16 protein-coding genes are annotated in these 18,203 nt (G+C 43.6%); 14 read left to right on the top strand and 2 right to left on the bottom strand.

The genetic code is table 11. From position 1 onward, the window contains the following. Positions 1-43: 43 nt before the first annotated feature. On the bottom strand, positions 44-955 hold the full coding sequence (locus tag U5K35_RS14935; RefSeq protein WP_322572299.1) for a CapA family protein: 912 nt from the start codon (positions 953-955) through the stop codon (positions 44-46). Positions 956-1,194: 239 nt separating this feature from the next. On the opposite strand from U5K35_RS14935, the gene U5K35_RS14930 reads away from it, so the two are divergent. The 14 genes from U5K35_RS14930 (at position 1,195) to U5K35_RS14865 (ending at position 15,627) form a co-directional block, all read left to right on the top strand. After that, a complete protein-coding gene (locus tag U5K35_RS14930) occupies positions 1,195-1,461 on the top strand; it encodes a hypothetical protein (RefSeq protein WP_322572298.1) in 267 nt (88 codons plus the stop codon). Positions 1,462-1,856: 395 nt separating this feature from the next. Next, positions 1,857-2,450, top strand: coding sequence for an outer membrane beta-barrel protein (locus U5K35_RS14925; protein ID WP_322572297.1), 594 nt, complete (start codon positions 1,857-1,859; stop codon positions 2,448-2,450). Positions 2,451-2,592: 142 nt separating this feature from the next. Next, positions 2,593-3,660, top strand: coding sequence for a histidine kinase (locus U5K35_RS14920; RefSeq protein ID WP_322572296.1), 1,068 nt, complete (start codon positions 2,593-2,595; stop codon positions 3,658-3,660). Further along, positions 3,660-4,415, top strand: a complete 756-nt coding sequence (locus U5K35_RS14915; RefSeq protein ID WP_322572295.1) for a LytTR family DNA-binding domain-containing protein — start codon at positions 3,660-3,662, stop codon at positions 4,413-4,415. Before U5K35_RS14920 ends, U5K35_RS14915 begins: the two co-directional genes overlap by 1 nt. Positions 4,416-4,749: 334 nt before the next feature. Then, positions 4,750-5,670 (top strand): DMT family transporter, encoded by a 921-nt coding sequence (locus tag U5K35_RS14910; protein WP_322572294.1) that lies wholly within the window; start codon positions 4,750-4,752, stop codon positions 5,668-5,670. Positions 5,671-5,947: 277 nt separating this feature from the next. Next, positions 5,948-6,172 (top strand): DUF433 domain-containing protein, encoded by a 225-nt coding sequence (locus tag U5K35_RS14905; RefSeq protein WP_322572293.1) that lies wholly within the window; start codon positions 5,948-5,950, stop codon positions 6,170-6,172. After that, a complete protein-coding gene (locus U5K35_RS14900; protein WP_322572292.1) occupies positions 6,169-6,519 on the top strand; it encodes a DUF5615 family PIN-like protein in 351 nt (116 codons plus the stop codon). Before U5K35_RS14905 ends, U5K35_RS14900 begins: the two co-directional genes overlap by 4 nt. Positions 6,520-6,601: 82 nt before the next feature. Beyond that, entirely contained in the window at positions 6,602-6,775 is a 174-nt protein-coding gene (locus U5K35_RS14895; RefSeq protein WP_322572291.1) for a hypothetical protein, read from the top strand. 126 nt (positions 6,776-6,901) lie between these two features. Further along, a complete protein-coding gene (locus U5K35_RS14890; RefSeq protein WP_322572290.1) occupies positions 6,902-7,888 on the top strand; it encodes an NAD(P)-dependent oxidoreductase in 987 nt (328 codons plus the stop codon). Positions 7,889-8,074: 186 nt separating this feature from the next. Next, the gene (locus tag U5K35_RS14885; protein ID WP_322572289.1) at positions 8,075-8,545 is read left to right on the top strand and encodes a hypothetical protein; all 471 of its coding nucleotides are present in this window, start codon (positions 8,075-8,077) and stop codon (positions 8,543-8,545) included. A 287-nt stretch (positions 8,546-8,832) separates the two neighbouring features. Beyond that, positions 8,833-10,626, top strand: a complete 1,794-nt coding sequence (locus tag U5K35_RS14880) for a serine hydrolase domain-containing protein (RefSeq protein WP_322572288.1) — start codon at positions 8,833-8,835, stop codon at positions 10,624-10,626. 232 nt (positions 10,627-10,858) lie between these two features. Continuing rightward, positions 10,859-11,710 carry a DUF5694 domain-containing protein gene (locus tag U5K35_RS14875; RefSeq protein WP_322572287.1) on the top strand — a complete coding sequence of 284 codons (852 nt, stop codon included), beginning with the start codon at positions 10,859-10,861 and terminating at the stop codon, positions 11,708-11,710. Positions 11,711-11,901: 191 nt separating this feature from the next. Next, positions 11,902-14,610: a cation-transporting P-type ATPase gene (locus tag U5K35_RS14870; RefSeq protein WP_322572286.1), complete on the top strand. Its 2,709-nt coding sequence runs from the start codon at positions 11,902-11,904 to the stop codon at positions 14,608-14,610. Positions 14,611-14,637: 27 nt separating this feature from the next. Continuing rightward, the gene (locus U5K35_RS14865) at positions 14,638-15,627 is read left to right on the top strand and encodes a Gfo/Idh/MocA family oxidoreductase (protein WP_322572285.1); all 990 of its coding nucleotides are present in this window, start codon (positions 14,638-14,640) and stop codon (positions 15,625-15,627) included. 1,128 nt (positions 15,628-16,755) lie between these two features. Here U5K35_RS14865 and U5K35_RS14860 read toward each other — a convergent pair. Beyond that, positions 16,756-18,201: a histidine kinase dimerization/phosphoacceptor domain -containing protein gene (locus tag U5K35_RS14860; protein WP_322572284.1), complete on the bottom strand. Its 1,446-nt coding sequence runs from the start codon at positions 18,199-18,201 to the stop codon at positions 16,756-16,758. Positions 18,202-18,203 lie beyond the last annotated feature (2 nt).

Raw genomic sequence — 18,203 nt, 5'->3', positions numbered from 1 at the left:
CATTATTTGATCGAGATGTTACGACAGAGATGCTCCCATAATTTTATCTCTTATAGGATCTGAAAGTCACGCTGCATAAATCGGGGTTATCCCTGTTTAACAGGATCGCTTGATAGTTGATCGAATGAAGTACGGGAGTGTGATTTTGGTTTAGTATAAATCCGGCTTTGAGAATAGCACCTTCACCCAAAACTCTGAGTTTATTGGCAGTTGTAAAATTGCCTAATGACCACGCAACCGGTGTTCCTGACGGGACGATTTCCAATGGCTGAGGCAGATGGGAGTGGTGCCCGACAATCAGATCATATCCATCCGGTATATTTTCCCTTTGAGATGATCTGGGTTTACGTTCATGTTCGTAGCCCCAGTGCGGTGCCGCAATATGAAAATCCGGGCTTTCCGGAGGGCCGGGATCATCAAGAGGTATAAAATGAGTTTGTCCATTTATCCACCATGTCCACGCCGTTAGAGATATTCCGGGATGAATTTCGATAGATGGCTTGTCAACTGTTCCAACCCAGCGGATATTATGGTCACTGAGAATGGCAAGGGTATTCTTTAGTGCTTCCAATCCGTAATCCATCGCATGGTTGTTGGCGATGGAAAGAACCCACCGATCCAGTGGTTTGATCTCTTTCAGGGCTTCAAAAACATCCGGTGTGTGTTTAAGTAAAAAAGGGTAGCGTGCCTGATCCGTAATAATACCCTCAAAATTGCCTACCATCATTGAACAGTTTTCAAAAAATTGGAGGACTTCTTTTGAAAAATGAGCTTTCCGATTTTTTAAGGGGCAAATGTCGCCTACAAATCCAATCCAGAAGTCAGCCTCTTGTTCATTATTAAACAAAACCCGGCGGGAAGCTTTTTGATCACCCCACGGAGCTGGCTTCCGATAGCGGCGAATGGCCATTCCGAGGAATTCACGAAAAGGGTATGGACTATGGGCAAAGTTCATTGTTAGATAGATACAGGTTTAATTTCGGTTTTGAAAGATTTCGAAGATAGATATTGAAGTATTCCATACCTGCAAAATGCTGTGCTGAAAAATCTACTCTGATCCACATCCTTTCGATTTTCTATGAACTTTGGATTGTTAAGGGGGATATCAAAACTTTTGAAACTAAAAAAGTGAAAACCTTTTTTTAAAAATTTCGTACTGACAAATGTTAGGCAACTGAATTCATCATAAAATGTATGGACCAAAAAACTCAAAAATACGGTATTTGGTGGTTGACCTTATTGATTCTCACAATCCTCGTATCCATTATTACTTCTCATGTCATAACCTTTACTGGGTTATTGAGCTCAATGGCCGGGCATCTTGCTTTTGCTCTCATAGCCAGCCTACTGCCATGGGGAGGCTACCGGCTGGTCGGTAAGCCGTTAACCGGAGAAGAACTGATGGCTACGATAACCATGGGCTGGCTTATTCTTGCCGTTGCCAATCTGTCTGTGATGTAGATTACATACTACAGCAGCAACGCCTTCAGCTTCAGAATCGTGAGAGATCAGATTGCCAATTCTTTTTTGCTGTTTTTTTGTCCTTCTGGACACACTGTGAATACAGGTTGATTTACCCAAAGTAATACAAAGTAGCAGTTCGAAATTTACCAACGTTTCGGCAGCCTTTCTTATGGATCTGCCCAATTATTGATCTTTAATCAAAAAGAGACCATAACCACAACGTTTCCTGCACATCTACATTTTATTACAGGATGGATAACTTATTCATCCTGAAAATCTCACCTTCATCCACCGGTTTTGCACGCTCATCACCTTAAAATTTCCGGGACCATTTGCCGGCATTATCTTAGAAATAGCTTAAACACTTATTGATAACGCTAAACACAAAAATCATGAAAACAATAAAATTTATCTTAACACTACTTTTAACTTTAATGTACGTACAGTTAAGCTATGCTCAAGGAGATGCTTCCCGATTCAGTTTTGAAATTGCCGGTGGACCTTCTCATGCTAAGCAAACATTAGGTGACGCAGACCTTAATTTCGGTGGAGGATTTGAAGCTGTCTTTCACTACCGGGTCATGCCTCATGCAGGAGTTTATGCCGGATGGGGGTGGAATAAGTTCTCTGCCGATCAATCCTTTGCCGGATCGAATGCAGACTTCGAGGAAACCGGATATGTTTTTGGTTTACAGTTCAAACATCCGCTTGGCCTGGGATCTACGCTGGGATTCTTGCGTGCAGGCGGTCTGTATAACCATATAGAGATCGAAAACAGAGACGGTGATATTATCGAAGACACAGGCCACGGTTTTGGATTACAGATAGCCGGGGGTGTTGAAATTCCGGTATCGGGAAAATGGAGTATCACACCGGGAGTTAAATTCAATTCACTGTCACGTGATCTGGATGATGATTCCTCTCAAATCAGAGAGCTTACCCTGAGATATCAAAGTCTGAGAATCGGCTTCCACCGAAAATTCTGACTAGAGGAAATTTATCTGAAAAGAGCATCGGCAGAGTTGCTGCCGGTGCTTTTCCATTGTCGATTTTGTGATATCTAAATACTTAAATCACAAATTAAACTTACATTATAAGTTGCAGCTGTAAACGATTCAGGATTTTTTTATGGATACGCAGAGCATTCACGATTTAATTCCATTTTCAAAACTTTTCAAACTTCTATTTGGGATTGCGGTCCTGGTTCAGCTTATCGTAATTCCCACAACGCACATCACCGGGTATGCCGAAATCTCCGGCTTTTCAAATTTTTTATCGCGTTTGGCATTTAGTTCGGTTTTGAGTCTTATTGCCCTCATTATAACTTCCTACCCTGATCTGTTTATCATCCGATACCTCAATCGGTTATTCCCATGGGAGCAAAAACCTTTTTTAAGAATTCTAACAGAGCTGATATTCAGCTTGTTATTTGGTGTGATTATGGCTGTGGCAGTAACGCTGTTTTCTCACTACATCAAGCCGTATGAAGAGGGATTGTTTCAAAATCTGATCTATAATTCCGCAATTTTTGCAGTATGCAATGTTATCCTAATGACGATTCTGGAAGGGTGGATTTTCTTTATTGAAGGATTTCAATCCAGAAAAAAATCAGAGAAGCTCGAATCCCAGGTATCTCAGCTTCGGTTTGAAATTTTAAAGAGTCAGATCGACTCCCATTTTATGTTTAATAGCTTGAATGTGCTTTCAGGTTTGATCGATCATAATCCTGCGAAAGCACAGGAGTTTATCAATGAATTTTCCAGAATATACCGGTATGTACTGGAGACAATTGAAAAGCCCGTGGTTACTGTGAAAAGAGAGTTGCAGTTTGCTCGTTCCTATATGCTTTTACAACAAATGCGATATGGTGAACAGCTGACATTATCCATCGACTTGCCTTCCGACGTTATGGACGCTTACATTCCACCGTTATCATTGCAGACGGTTCTCGAAAATGTATGCAAGCACAATGAGGTGAGTGAAGATCAGCCTCTGAATATTGATATTGTCAGCAGCAAAAACGCTTTGGTGATTACGAACAACATCCGGCTTAAAATGTCATCGGATAAGGGGAGTGGAAGCGGGCAGCAAAATCTCGCGAAACGTTATGAAATGCTTGGAAGTGATCCACCCGATTTCAGGATTGGAACCACTCACTATAAAGTTACCTTGCCACTAATCTATGAGGAGTACTGATGAATGTACTGATTATCGAAGATGAAAAAGTTGCGGCTGAACGACTACAAGCAATGCTGAGAGATGTAAATCCGGCTATTGAGGTACGAGCGAAACTCAGATCGGTAAAAGAGTCTGTACATTGGCTGATGGAACATACAGTGGACCTGATATTTATCGACATTCAGCTTTCAGACGGACTCAGTTTCAGCATCTTTGATGAGATCAATATTTCAACGCCGCTCATTTTTACAACGGCTTATGATCAGTATGCCATCCAGGCATTTCAATTTAACAGCGTCGGGTACCTGTTAAAACCAATCCAAAAAAGTGAGCTAAGGGAAGCACTCGAAAAATATGAGGTTTTAAAATCGGCCTTTGCCATAGATTTTGAAACACTCAGGGCCGTGTATCAAGGGCAGAAAATAGAGTATAAAAAACGATTTCTCATTTCTGTTGGCGAGAAGCTGAAAAAGGTTGAAGCGGATGAGATAGCCTACTTCTACGCCATGGAGAAAAGTGTATTCTGCCGGACATTTAAAGATAAAATTTTTCCGATAGATCACTCTCTCGATTATCTGGAGGAGCTTTTGAATCCCGAAACATTCTTTCGAATTAACCGGAAATATATCGTCAATATGGAAGCGATTAAGCAGATGGAGGCTTGGTCCAGAAGCCGAATCAAGCTCTATCTAAACCCACCCATCAAAGGAGATGAAGATACAATTGTTAGTATCAGTCGTTCTTCAGACTTCAAAAAATGGATGAACAGTTAAGGTGATTTTTTATAACACCCTACTTTTTTATTCGGTATTCCCGAATAACTTTCCTACCGACTGAGGTTTTGTATTTTCTATAGTAAGTTTTTTCAATTCATCACTAATTTGCTTGTGGCATAAGCGCAAGATCAAAGGTTGGTAAGGTTGGATCGATATCAAATGTTTATGCATTGTAGTACGGTATCGGTGAAGTCATAATTCATGGCTAACAATGAATCTGATGACCTTGACAATCTAATCCGGTCTGGCTCAGTTCAGCTTGGTTGTAAATAACTATTTGTTTCCAACAAAGCGGTGCCACACTCAACACATTTTTTCTCCTCATATCATCATGAAAAAGCCAAGTGAAATATTCAGCATAAGCACATCTTTCGTATTGTTGGCGGCTCTTTTCTGGGGATTATCAGGCGGAATCGGGGGTATCCTCATCGCGGATGGCTGGAGCGCATTCGTGGTTTCATTTTACCGCGGCGCAATCGGACTGCTTTTCGTTCTGGTATGGCTTATGCTGCAACCGGGTAGAAGCGGACTGGCAAATTACAGGCTGTGGTTTTGGTCGGTTATTGCAGGACTCGGCGTGGCCGGTAACTTTTGCTTCTATTTTTTGAGTATCGAGGAGGGGAGTGTCGCGGTTGCGGCCACCTTGATGTATTGCGCTCCGGTGTTTGTCTATCTGGTCTCATTCGCACTAAAGCTTGAGAAACCCACAGTTCTGAAGCTGACCGCGATTACAGTGGTGATGGTGGGAATAGTACTGCTCACGCAAATTTACGATGTCGGTGCCGAGGGAATTACGCTTCTCGGCGTGGCCGCCGGTCTGCTTGCCGGGATGTCATACGCAATCTTCATCTTTGGATTCAAGTATGCGGCGCCGCATGGCAGTCCGCAGGCGATCCTCTCCATTGCGTTTGCGGTGCTTGCCCTTATTCTCATCTGGCCTGCCAGTATTGATGGAGTCGTTGAAGTTCTGAGTACGGAAGACTGGCCGCTTTTTGCGGCATTGGGTGTGCTTGGCGCGGGCCTGTCCTTCATTATCTATATCATCGGCCTGAACTGGACCGCCCCGGCCGTAGCCTCCATTATGGCTATGGTTGAGCCGGTTACCGCATCGCTGTTTGGCGTCTTGATCTTGAGTGAAAGCCTGTCCGGTTCACAATTATTGGGTATGGGGCTGATACTGATCACCGTAACTGCACTGAGCGTAACTTCAAGCTCCGGGCGTACGCCTTCCGATTTTATCAAGAGTAGCTGATGTATGTACGATTCAGGAATCTAACGTTAAGATTCCATTGAATAACTATTTTAGAAGGGATTACAACCCGATTTGTCAGCTCTCGCATGCGGGGACTTCAACCTCAACATTCACGCACTACTCCTTATGAAATCACTCCGGTACTGGATGCTGATCAGGAAACGGCAGAATAGGTGAATGTTGAAGCAAAAGAGCCGTTAACCTCCTTTTTACCGATCTATGATATCTTCCTTGTTTTAAGTAGATTCAGATATAAGGACAACAAAGTTTCAAAAAAATGAAAGACTGGAAACAACGCATTACGACCAATCCTGATCAGTGTGGCGGCAGACCATGTATTAGAGGAATGAGAATACGGGTTATTGATGTATTAGACTTGCTGGCGAATGGTCTTACGTATGAACAGATATTGGAAGAGTTACCCGACCTTGAAAAGGAAGACATTGAAGCTTCTATCAAGTATGCCCGAGGCAAAATTGATCATCCGATTGTTGCAGCATGAAAATTTGGATTGATGCACAACTCTCTCCTGCTATCGCTGCTTGGATCAACCGTACCTTTGACGATATTGAGGCAGAATCGGTTCGGTCTTTAGGGCTTCGAGATGCAACTGATTCTGATATTTTTGAAGCAGCTCGTAAAGCGAATGTGATTGTAATGAGTAAAGATGGAGATTTTATCCAGCTTATTAAACAAAAGGGTCCACCGCCAAAGCTTATTTGGATCACTTCCGGCAACACTTCTAATGCCAGGATGAGAGAGATTTTATCAGCGACACTACTTAAAACAAAAGAACTGTTAGAAATTGGCGAAAATGTTGTTGAAATAAGTGATAAGAAAGGTCAATAACTGTTTTGCTTCGCGTCTTGCTGCGTGTGCAGGTAGTTTCCTACTTTTAAGTTGATAGCCCGCTCGCAGAAACACCAACCTGTTGGCTAAAAAACTTTGTAACTATAATGTATTGCTACAATCCGGCATGATCTTAAGTGAAAGCCTGTCCGGTTCGCAATTCCTGGGTATGGGGCTCATACTGATCACCGTAACTGCACTGAGCGTAACTTCAAGCTCCGGGCGTACGCCTTCCGATTTTATCAAGAGTAGCTGATGTATGTACGATTCAGGAATCTAACGTTAAGATTCCATTGAATAACTATTTTAGAAGGGATTACAAACCGATTTGTCAGATCTCGCATACGGGGACTTCAACCTCAACATTCGAGCACTACTCATTATGAAATCACTTGAAAATATTCCGGTACTGGTAACGGGTGCAACCGGCTTTGTGGGTTCCCGCCTTTCTGAACAGCTCTCTGTAAAGGAAAAGGCCAGCGTAACAGGTATCGGCAGAAACCTGGATCGGGTCTCATATCTGAAAAATCACGGTGTAAATCTACAGTCTGCAGATTTAATGAATACAGATGTGCTGAGAGAATTGGTTGATGGAAAAGAGATTGTATTTCATACGGCCGCAGCATTGGGTGCAGATCCGGAAACGGCACAAAAGGTGAATGTTGAAGCAACGGAAACTTTAGTGAAGCTTGCCGGGGAGGCAGGAGTTTCTCGCTTTGTTCATATCAGTACGGTCGGTGTATACGACATGAAAAATCTGGATGAGGTGGTCGAATCTGCTCCACTGGCACTGAATCACTCCTCGACCTATCCGAGGACGAAAGCTGAAGCGGAAAAACGTGCGATTGAGATGGCCTCAACCTATGACATGGAACTTTCGATTGTACGGCCATCGATGATTTATGGACCCGGTCATGGAATTTGGTCTGAGGGTATGTTTAAAAATATTCTGGAAGGGAAACCTGTGATGCTGGGAGACGGTTCTGCACACTTTAATCCCGTGTATATCGACGATGTTGTTGATGCGATCATACGCTGTTCAAAGCATCCGAAAGCGGCCGGGGAAGCTTTTAATGTATCAGCAGAAATTACAACCTGGCGTGAATTTATGAGTCATTATGGCGATCTGTGTGGTAAAGAACCCAAAGGTGTGACCATACTCATTGCCCGACTGATGGCTTTTGCCAATAAAATACCCGGTATTACCACTCCGATTGACCGGGGATTTATCGAGATGGCAACCTCCCGAAAAAAATTTCCTATCCAAAAAGCCGCGGATCTTATAGATTGGGAACCCAAGGTTTCTCTAGAAGAAGGTTTGAAAAGAACAACTGAATGGCTCGATAAAGAAGTTTATAAGAAATCGTAAAAGAAGGGGATATGAAGTCATTATAATCGGAACATTTCAGTTCAGACTTCATTTCTTCAGAAAGTACAATTAATGCATCTTTTTGAGACTTTATGAATTTATTGAATGTCAGTTATTTGCAAAAGATCAGAGCTCAAAAACCTTTTAAGTTGCAAATGTGAATCTTTTGCTTATTATTTAAAGCACATGAAGCTTTCCTGTAAACATATCCATCCGTTTTTTTACATCAGTATTCTGTTGATTGGGTTTATTCTCTATTCCGGGAACCCGATAAATGCGCTTACCAATTATGATTTCCAGATATCAAACCTTCAGATAAATGCTGATTCTTTTTCAGATATTGAAATTGCTGCAAATGATGAACAACCGGATGATGATGAAACGGACTTCCAAAATGCCGTTTATGAGCTCACGTTAAAAGAAACGGAGAAAGATGAAGACTCTTCGACCGGTAAGAGCAGTCTGGCCATCCTAAAACAGGCTGCTTCACACTCCATTTCATATGTTGAAGTTCCGCCTTCCGATGTAGTAACTTCATTCAAGCATCTGAAAATATTACTGAATAAAGACACCCGGTTATTGGAATTCGGGTTTCTATTCTCTCGCAGTTTTAACACCTCTCCCTATACAAGCGGAATTGCTATAAACGCTCCCTAGTACCGTTTTTAAATACCATTCATCTTTCCAGGGTAAGCTCCGATATTCTGTTTAAAGATTATTCAGATCACTCATTTTTTAAATCATCGGGTGTCGTTTAATCTGCCGATTTGTAGAATAATGATCTCAAAGGCCTTTACGATATCGTACTGAGCAAATGATAAAAGATATTGAGCTTATCCCAGATTGAAATCAAAAGTGATCGAAAAATCAGTGTCGCTTTTGGTGTTCAATTCATTTTCATAGAAGCAGTCATTTAGTTCATAAATCTTTTAAAAACCATCACGATGAAAAAATTTTATCTTAACATACTGTTACTGTTTATTCTCTCAATCTTTTCATTCAGCTGTTCCAAAAACGATAGTGCATCATTATCAAAAAATGATGAGCCTTTTAAATCTAATGAATGGGTGGCTGATGATTCCGGAATTGCTTTAAACATCGACCGATATCTTTCGGCTATCGAAGCATTTGGATTTTCCGGGGCGATCATCGTCAGCGAGGGTGATGAGGTGATATTGAGAAAAGGCTACGGCTATGCAGATCGAGAAGCAAGACGGCCCTACACGCCGGAAACCATCCAGACTAACGGTTCGATAACCAAGCAATTTACCGGGGCAGCCATTCTGCTTTTGGAAAACCGGGGAGAGCTGTCTGTGGATGACTCAATATCAAAATATCTCGATCCGCTTTCTGAAGAAATGCGGGATATTACCATTCATCAGCTTCTCACGCACTCTTCCGGTATGCCGGGGGCAATCGGTCCGGACGAAGAACCGATAGACACTGAAGCCTACCTGGAACGACTGAAGGGTGAATCCTTACAATTCGATCCGGGCTCAGCCTATGCCTATTCAAATACAGGTTTTTCACTGCTTGGCATGATTGTAGAACAGGTGTCCGGACAAAGTTATGAGGAGTTTCTGCGTGAAGAACTGCTAATGCCGGCCGGGCTGATGGAGACCGGATATTTTCTCCCCGACTGGGATACAGATCGATTGGCCATTGGCTACAGACATGGAGAAAGATGGGGCGAAATTCATGAAAAACGTTACAAGACAGGGCAAGTAGAAAATGGGCCAAGCTGGCATTATCGAGCCAATGGAGGTTTACTCACCACTATTGATGACATGCACACCTGGTTGAAAACCGTTCAGGGACGTGGTGTGTTGGATGAAGATGTTGCCAAGCGCTGGACAACGGGATATGTAAGGGAGAATAATGGATATTCCGACTATGGATATGGCTGGGTTGTTTACGATCACAACAGATGGGGCAAAGTGATCACTCACAGCGGAAGTAATCGTATTTTTGAAGCCGATTTTGTGTGGCTACCGGACCTGGATCTATTCTTTTACATACAGGGAAATACCTCCATGTTTCCTGCGGCAAACGAAGGTGTTAATATTTTGGCTGCGGCATTTGACTCCTCATTTGTAATGCCACCTTTGGTTGAAACGGTTGAGACGGCAAACCCGGAAACGGCTCAGCAAAGAGCCGGAGAGTACTATCTTGATGGTGGGAAGCTTGAGCTTAGGGCGGATGATACCAGATTGGTTGCAAAACTGACGGGTCAGACTGTATTTGATCTAATGTTTAATCATAGCGAAGAACAAAAAAACAGATTTGAACAACTGAATACCCGCACCCGGGCAGCAATGAATAGAATAAAGGCAGGGGAGAAGAATGCTCTCTCAGGGCTCGTACATGCAGATAGTAATGCGGTCGCAGCAACAGCACCGATTCTGCGCCGAGTCGAACAAATAGGGAATCTGGATTCGCTGCATGTGGTCGGGACGTTTGCTAATACACCTGGAAGCCATTTTTATGATACAGGGCCGTGGACAACGTTTGTTTACGCTGAATTCGAAAACTGGAATCAGTACTGGAACCTGGTCTGGAATGAAGACGAAACGTTTGGTGCAGATCTTAAGGGCCCATGGCCGACATTTGTGCTCGTTCCGAATGGTGAAGGGGAGTATAGCAGTGTCCGTCTTAGAGCTCCGTGGAATACGCTCAAAATCCACTTCGAAGACGAATGCCTGGTTATTAAGGATCTGTTTGCTTGTAAAGAGATTTAGAACCGGGTGATTCTTTTCAAATGGAGAAGCTTAAGTAGTTGGTTTATAGAGCTGAAAGTTATCAGACCCGATTTTTAGTCATTTTTGAGTATTAAATTGGTATGATCTTTTAGCGAATGTAACGATTGAAAGTGATTTTCGTAGGCTAACACATAACAGATCATCATGAGAAATCGGACAGGATCCGGTTTCTCAATCACTATTGTAATCGTTAAATAAACACATTCATACCATGAAGTATTTTAAGATAGTTTTATCTCTTCTTGGAACGATAATTCTGATCTCATTTTATCCAGACAACCGGGATACTTTAGCTCAAAATGAACCGATTGAAAACCCGGCGCCTGAAAAGGTTGAGGTGCTCAATTTTGGCACGTTTCATATGGGATTTACAAACGATGCCAATACAACGGAGTTTGATGAAAATGACCGAAAAAATCAGGAACGGGTTCATGAAGTTGCTGAAAGGCTCGCTGAGTTTAATCCTACAGTAATCATTGTGGAGCAGGTGCCGGAGAAAAACGAAGCCATTCAAAATGAGTACCGGCAGTACAGGGAAAATCCCGATATGACTTTCGAAAATCCCTCTGAAGTTGAATTGCTTGCCTATGAACTCGGTCGGCTGAGCGGTACGGAGCGTATCTACGGTATCGATCATAAAATGAGCTATAATTATCGAATTGGTCAGCAAGTTGATAATCAGATTGATCCCGAATGGCACGACAAGTATTACGAGGATCCCTTTAGTTTTTATCCGTCCATAGATGTGAATAAAGATACGCTGAGTCTGCAGAAAAAACTGGAACTGATGAATACAGACGAATATCTGAACTTCCTGATTGCCGTGAATGCAGATATGCTGACTCATGCCGGTACCGAAAATGGCTTTGAAGGAGCGGATGAAGCGGCAAAATATTATCAGCGAAATTTGAGGATGTATTCGAATCTGAATCGTCTTGATCTGAATAAGGACGACCGGGTATTCATTCTGATGGGTGCAAGTCACACTGCGTTCTTCAGGAATTTCATGAGAGGAGATCCCAAGTACAAAATGGTGGATACGTTTGAATATTTGAGTGAGTAAAGGAACTCCTTTTCCAACTTACATTGCCTGATTGCTATTTCAGACGGTCAGCCTGAACTTTAAACAGATCAGAAATACGGATTATAACTCATGTAAATCTTTAGGTTGTATTCAATGGATAATCTGTGGTAATTTGATGGTAAGGGCATATCAGAGAAAGTGCCTTCAAGTTTATTCTCACAAACAATCGAATGAACGAGAACCGCAATCAGGACTATCACAACAAGTCAGTAAAAGAGACGCTGGATGCTCTTGAAAGTGATGTTGAATCAGGGCTCACTAAACAGCTTTATAACAAGCGAAAACAGGAATATGGTCCGAATCGTCTTCGTGAGGTAAAACAACGGAGCAGAGTAAAGATCCTGATTGATCAGTTCAAGAGTATCGTAATTCTGGTTTTGCTGATTGCCGCTATCCTTGCTTTTGCATTTCAGCACCTTGCAGAGGGTATCGCTGTTTTGGCTGTTCTTTTGGTCAATACGCTGATCGGGTATTTCACAGAGCTAAAGGCGACCCGTTCCATGGAAGCCCTGCGACATATTCAAAAAGATAAAATACGGGTCCGGCGAAACGGAACGGAGGAGGAAACGGATACCGAATCGCTTGTTCCCGGAGATATCATCATCCTCGAAAGCGGTGACCTGGTTCCTGCTGATATCCGGATTATCGAATCCAACAATCTGCAAATCAACGAATCGGCCCTGACGGGAGAGTCGGTACCGGTTCAAAAAAAGACGGATGCAGTGGACGCCGACAGTGTTCTTGCTGATCGGTGGAGCATGGCGTTTAATGGCACGGTTGTTACAGATGGGTCAGGCCTTGGGATTGTGACGGGCACGGGGATGAACACTGAACTCGGCAGAATCTCAGAGCTCGCCGAGAGTGCGGAAAAAAGTGCTACGCCGCTACAGAAAAAGCTGGATAATCTCGGAAAGAAACTCGCGTGGATCACCATTGGGATCGCTGTTTTAATTGCGATTGCCGGATTTATTGTCGGGCAGGATCCTAGGATCATGATTGAGACCTCGATTGCCCTTGGTATTGCTGCCATTCCGGAAGGATTGCCCATTGTAACCACGATTGCCCTTGCCCGCGGCATGCACCTGCTTGCCAAAAAAAACGCACTGATCAACAAGCTGCAGGCTGTGGAAACCCTTGGGGCAACCAATATCATATTCACCGATAAAACGGGTACGCTTACGGAGAACCACATGACAGTGCATACTGTTGCTGCACCCTCCGGTGAGTTCAGGATTGAGAATGAGGAAGGTTCCGGGAAAGCAGGAAAAGGGGAAGAAGATGCCATCTTCAGACGAATTCTTGAGGTTGGGGTGTTGTGTAATAACGCCTCCATTGTAGATGAAGACGATGATCTTGAAGCCGAGGAGGAGCAGGGCGATCCCACAGAGACAGCACTTTTGCGAGCCGGTTTGTTGATGAATCTGGATCGGGAAAAATTGATTGAAGAGAAGAAGGAGATCCGGGAGGAAGCTTTCGACTCAGACACCATGATGATGGCTACCTACCACCAAAGTGACGGAGATATTGAGGTGGCCGTAAAAGGAGCGCCTGAAAGATTATTGGATGTCTGTTCAACTATTGTTGGCTCAGACCCCGATTCAGAAAAACCTCTCACTGAAGAAGAAAAAAATAAATGGCTGAAACATTCTGAGAAACTTGCTGAAAACGGATTACGTCTGTTGGCAGTGGCCGATAAAAAAGTGAAAAGTGAGGAAGCAGAACCGTATGAAGAACTCCGCTTTTTGGGACTCATTGGTCTGCTGGATCCCGCAAGGGACGATGTGGGGCCATCAATCAGCGAATGCCAGTCTGCAGGAATTCGTGTAATCATGGTGACAGGAGACCAGGCGCCGACCGCCTCTGCCATAGCCAAAGAGACGGGGATTACGGAAGATGACAGCCCGACTGTTTATCACGGCAAAGATTTAAAAGATCCGGAAAAAATTGCGGATGCTGAACGTGAGAAGATGATCGGCACCAATATTTTTGCCCGTGTAAGTCCGACTCAAAAAATGCATCTCGTAAAAATGATGCAGAAAGAAGGCCATGTTGTGGCGATGACCGGAGACGGGATTAATGACACACCGGCGCTGAAAAAAGCAGATATTGGAGTGGCAATGGGACAACGCGGTACGGATGCCGCTCGGCAGATTTCAGATATGGTGCTTCTGGATGATGCGTTCAAAACGATTGTGTCTGCTGTTCGGTATGGGCGAATTATTTTTGAAAACATCAGGAAGTCCGTGATGTTCATGTTATGTACGAACGTAGCTGAAATTCTTGCCGTGACCATAGCCACCATTATTGGTGGATTTCTCTTCTTTCCGCTGCCTCTGCTGCCTCTGCAGATTCTCTACCTGAATGTGATCACAGACGTATTTCCGGCACTGGCCCTGGGAATGGGCAAGGGAGAGCCGGGTATTATGAATCAAAAACCGCATCAGAAAAATGAACCGGTTCTGACAAAGAGCCATTGGCTTTCCATTGGTGGATGGTCGTTCATCATTTCTGTTTGTGTGCTGGCTGCACTGGCTCTGGCAATTTACCGGTTTGGATTTGATCAGGAGCAGGCCGTAACGATTTCATTTCTGACCCTGGCCTTCGGAAAACTGTGGTTTGTTTTCAACCTGCGCAGCCCGGGAAGCCGGTTTTTATCTAATGAAATTATAGAAAATCGCTATGTGGCCGGAGCTATTTTTCTCTGTGTTGTTCTGCTGCTCGCCGCTGTTTATCTGCCGGGTTTATCCGATGTGCTTGGTACCCAGGACCCGGGTCAGACAGGATGGTTTCTGTTGCTTGGCATGAGCCTGGTTCCATTTGTGATCGGTCAGGGTATCAGGGCATTTCAGACAACGGAAGAAATACAGAATCACAATTAAATACTGTCCATAAAATCAATAATAAATATGAATTCAGTAAAATGGGGAATACTAAGCACCGCAAAGATAGCAGTGGAACATCTGATTCCGGCCATTCGGGAGAGTGAAACAGGAACCATTCATGCTATTGCATCAAGAGATGCGGAAAAAGCCAAGGATATTGCCGGTAAACTGAATATCCCGGTCAGCTACGGGAGTTACGAGGAGCTGTTGGCCGATGAATCAATCGATGCCATCTACAATCCGCTTCCCAATCACCTGCACGTGCCGTGGACCATCAAGGCGATGGAAGCCGGTAAGCACGTGCTGTGTGAAAAACCGATTGCCATGGACGGCAGTGAAGCGGAATCGCTGCTCCAGAAAACAGGCGAATTCCCGAATCTGAAAGTTATGGAAGCTTTCATGTACCGGTTTCATCCCCAGTGGGAAGAGGTTCAGTCCATGGTCAAAAAAGGAGAAATTGGGTCGCTTGAGTCCATCCATTCCGATTTTACCTACTATAATGATGACCCGGATAATATCCGTAACTGGCCCGAAATGGGCGGGGGAGGGTTGATGGATATCGGAGGCTATTGCATTTCAGTCTCCCGCTTTCTGTTTGGCAAAGAGCCGAATCGTGTTTTTGGAGAACTGGATATCGATCCCGCTTATGGCGTTGACCGCAAGGCTTCCGGGATTCTATCATTTGGAGACAAAACGGCAACGTTTACCTGTTCAACAAAAATAGAGAGTCACCAGCGGGTTTTGATCTACGGATCAGACGGCTTGATTGAGGTTGAAAAGCCATTTAATCCACAGGGTAATGAGAGTGCGCAAATCTACCTCACTAAAAACGGAGAGCGTAAAATGATAAAAACCGAAGCCGTTGATCAATACCGGCTCCAGGTGGATGCCTTTAACAGTTCAATTCTCAATGACACAGCCGTAGCTACTCCGCTGGAAGATGCCGTAGCCAACATGAAGGTGATTGATGCGATTTTTAAGAGTGGTGAGGAATGTACAGCAGTTGAGGTGTAGGTAGGTACTCGTCTAAGGAGATCTCCCCTTGAGGGGAGTCCCCGATTTTCGGGGGAGGGGTGTTCGATGCGCAATTAGAAGCTTTTCCTAATCTGTCACTGTTAGCAGAGGCCCGTCTTTTTGGAAGAAGTTGAAGCTCTACCATTATATGGCTGGTGATCCTGATTCCAACCGCCTCTTCTCTACTCATTGCTCTGAACTATTCTCTCTTTTCGGCGGTGAATTTATTTCGTATGCATTACCCCGGATTTCGCTTTGCTCCATCCGGAGCTAATCATATTTAACCCTTTCAGGGTTGGTTTTATATCAATTTGATGAGTGAATGAAAGATAGCAAATACTTCATACGGCGGTTTGATGAGCGTTGCATTATATAAAAACCGGATCCGCCGCTATTCTACCAGCGGTATGCTGTCATGTCGAGCGGAGGCCCGTCTTTTGGGACGAAGCCGAGACATCTCCCTGTTATGACGGTTATTTTAAAATATTTAGAAACTCGGGTTAAGTCAGGATTCTCAGAATCATAACTCCGAGCTTTGATCAATTCGACAGACGAGGGTTAATCTACATTATTAAAAACCAGTGAGATGTCTCGACTTCACTCGTCTCCGCCAACTGACGAATCCTCCCTTTGCTATAAGTGACAGATTGCAATCAAAAACATTTTAAAGGCTTCCAAATCCCTGTCTCGAGTACCGGCTGGAGACAGAATCACAAAACAGCGCGAAGCGTTGGTTTTGTAATTCAGGGGTGTGTTCGAATAAGGCCGTGAAACAGAAAACCTGTTCTTCTCCAGATCAACGTATGCAACACACCCCTCGCTAAACTCACCCGGCTTCGCCGTTTCGTTTACGCTTTTTCGCTGACGCGTTCAAAAGATGAGCCCTCTCAAGCCACACCTGGTCCCGATTTTTCGGGGAGGGGATGTCTTAGCATAAGGTTTTTTCCTATTCGATTAATCTATACTCAATAGCTTGCAGTGCGAGTTTTGAAGTCCTATCTAGAGAGACAGTATTGAACAAGTAGGCGAAGCCTGCCTTGTGAAATACAGGGGTGTGTTAAACGAATTCAACCCGACAGTCGAGGGCGAAGAGAAACCACAAATAACATCCTTAATTCCCGAAAACCCTTACTTAAAAGTAAACGTAAATGAAGTTCCACTTTTATCAGAATGAACCTGCATTTCAGCATCAAGTTGTTCTGCAAAATTTTGGATAAGAATGGTTCCCAGACCTTCACCCTGAATTTTGCCAAATTCTCCGGGGAGCCCGGGGCCATCATCAGAAATCCTGAGGTGTAAATTTTCGCCTTCTTTCTTTAATAACACGCTCAAGTGTCCCTCATCATTATCTGTAAAGGCATATTTGAATGCATTTATCACTAATTCATTCACTAGTAATCCACAGACTACCGTTTTATCAACTGAAAAAGAGACTTCATCCATATCAAAATCCAATCGCACATTCTGGTTCTCATCGGTGTAGGTTTGATGGATGGTTGTAACGAGATCTCTTAAGTAGGTATCGAGACGAACAGCCTGGTATTCCTGGGTTTGATATAACTTTTCATGAATCAGTGTCATTGAATTTATCCTGTTCTTGCTGTTCGATAAACTCTTCTCCACGGCAGGGTGATCAGCTACACTAATTTGCAGATCAAGCAGGGCTACAATTTTAGCAAGGTTATTTTTGACCCTATGGTGTATCTCTTGCATCAGAATCTCTTTCTCCTCCAAAGCAACTGATAGATCATGGGTCTTGGATTTTACTTGTCTCCTGAGCACAAAATTCCAACCAAAAATTAGAACCAATGTAAAGACCCCAAACCATCCCAAATAGCTTAAGTATTTCCGGGGAAACCCTAAGGTTTTAATGTCGCCGGGGGTGCGTGGCATAACATGATAGACAACGGTACCACTGGTTTGAAAAACGAATTTGCCCATGACCCCTGTAACCTCAATTTCATCTCCAATGCTCAACAACTCCAGGTTAAACTCATCTTTTAATCTGTGTGATTGTGATATATAAACTTCGAGGATACTTTCAGAAGAATCACTAACAGAAACTGTAAGTCCTCTGTAGCCGGAACTGGCATTTTTTTGTGAGACTACGGCACGACCTTGCACCAGCATGCCCAGATAATCCTCCGGATTTGTTGCAACCTGAGAAAGTGGTTTTGGAGTCGGAACCCTAGGCTGATCATCCACAACATAGACTGTATCTGCAACGATCTCGGGTTTGTCGTAATAGAGTTCTATAGTTCCCTTTACAACTAAGCTGTCACCTTCACTAATATCGGCTTTCAGTGTTCCGCTAAACACCTGAATACCTGCATTGTCATCCTGAATATAAACGGAAAGACGCTGCTCATTAAAAATGAGGTTATCAACTGAGGCGCGCCCGGAGATAATTACGGTTTGATTTAGAAGATCTATGTTTCCATCTCCATCAAGATCTGCAAGTGCTTCAGAAACGGAATAGATCTTTTCAACTTCATCAATCTGCTGAGCAAGAAGAGTACAGTTACATACTAAAAGAAAGACAGGCAATACTATTGCTATTCGTGAAACCTTCATAT

This window comes from Rhodohalobacter sp., from assembly GCF_034521535.1.
In the GTDB taxonomy this organism is placed as follows: Bacteria; Bacteroidota; Rhodothermia; order Balneolales; family Balneolaceae; genus Rhodohalobacter.
The sequence above is the reverse complement of the archived record's forward strand: the minus strand, read 5'-3'. Positions and strand labels throughout refer to the sequence as shown.

What these genes read in the sequence shown, in the direction of transcription:
- U5K35_RS14935 (WP_322572299.1), bottom strand. Translation starts at nt 955, where the DNA reads ATGAACTTTGCCCATAGTCCATACCCTTTTCGTGAATTCCTCGGAATG.
- U5K35_RS14930 (WP_322572298.1), top strand. Translation starts at nt 1,195, where the DNA reads ATGGACCAAAAAACTCAAAAATACGGTATTTGGTGGTTGACCTTATTG.
- U5K35_RS14925 (WP_322572297.1), top strand. Translation starts at nt 1,857, where the DNA reads ATGAAAACAATAAAATTTATCTTAACACTACTTTTAACTTTAATGTAC.
- U5K35_RS14920 (WP_322572296.1), top strand. Translation starts at nt 2,593, where the DNA reads ATGGATACGCAGAGCATTCACGATTTAATTCCATTTTCAAAACTTTTC.
- U5K35_RS14915 (WP_322572295.1), top strand. Translation starts at nt 3,660, where the DNA reads ATGAATGTACTGATTATCGAAGATGAAAAAGTTGCGGCTGAACGACTA.
- U5K35_RS14910 (WP_322572294.1), top strand. Translation starts at nt 4,750, where the DNA reads ATGAAAAAGCCAAGTGAAATATTCAGCATAAGCACATCTTTCGTATTG.
- U5K35_RS14905 (WP_322572293.1), top strand. Translation starts at nt 5,948, where the DNA reads ATGAAAGACTGGAAACAACGCATTACGACCAATCCTGATCAGTGTGGC.
- U5K35_RS14900 (WP_322572292.1), top strand. Translation starts at nt 6,169, where the DNA reads ATGAAAATTTGGATTGATGCACAACTCTCTCCTGCTATCGCTGCTTGG.
- U5K35_RS14890 (WP_322572290.1), top strand. Translation starts at nt 6,902, where the DNA reads ATGAAATCACTTGAAAATATTCCGGTACTGGTAACGGGTGCAACCGGC.
- U5K35_RS14885 (WP_322572289.1), top strand. Translation starts at nt 8,075, where the DNA reads ATGAAGCTTTCCTGTAAACATATCCATCCGTTTTTTTACATCAGTATT.
- U5K35_RS14880 (WP_322572288.1), top strand. Translation starts at nt 8,833, where the DNA reads ATGAAAAAATTTTATCTTAACATACTGTTACTGTTTATTCTCTCAATC.
- U5K35_RS14875 (WP_322572287.1), top strand. Translation starts at nt 10,859, where the DNA reads ATGAAGTATTTTAAGATAGTTTTATCTCTTCTTGGAACGATAATTCTG.
- U5K35_RS14870 (WP_322572286.1), top strand. Translation starts at nt 11,902, where the DNA reads ATGAACGAGAACCGCAATCAGGACTATCACAACAAGTCAGTAAAAGAG.
- U5K35_RS14865 (WP_322572285.1), top strand. Translation starts at nt 14,638, where the DNA reads ATGAATTCAGTAAAATGGGGAATACTAAGCACCGCAAAGATAGCAGTG.
- U5K35_RS14860 (WP_322572284.1), bottom strand. Translation starts at nt 18,201, where the DNA reads ATGAAGGTTTCACGAATAGCAATAGTATTGCCTGTCTTTCTTTTAGTA.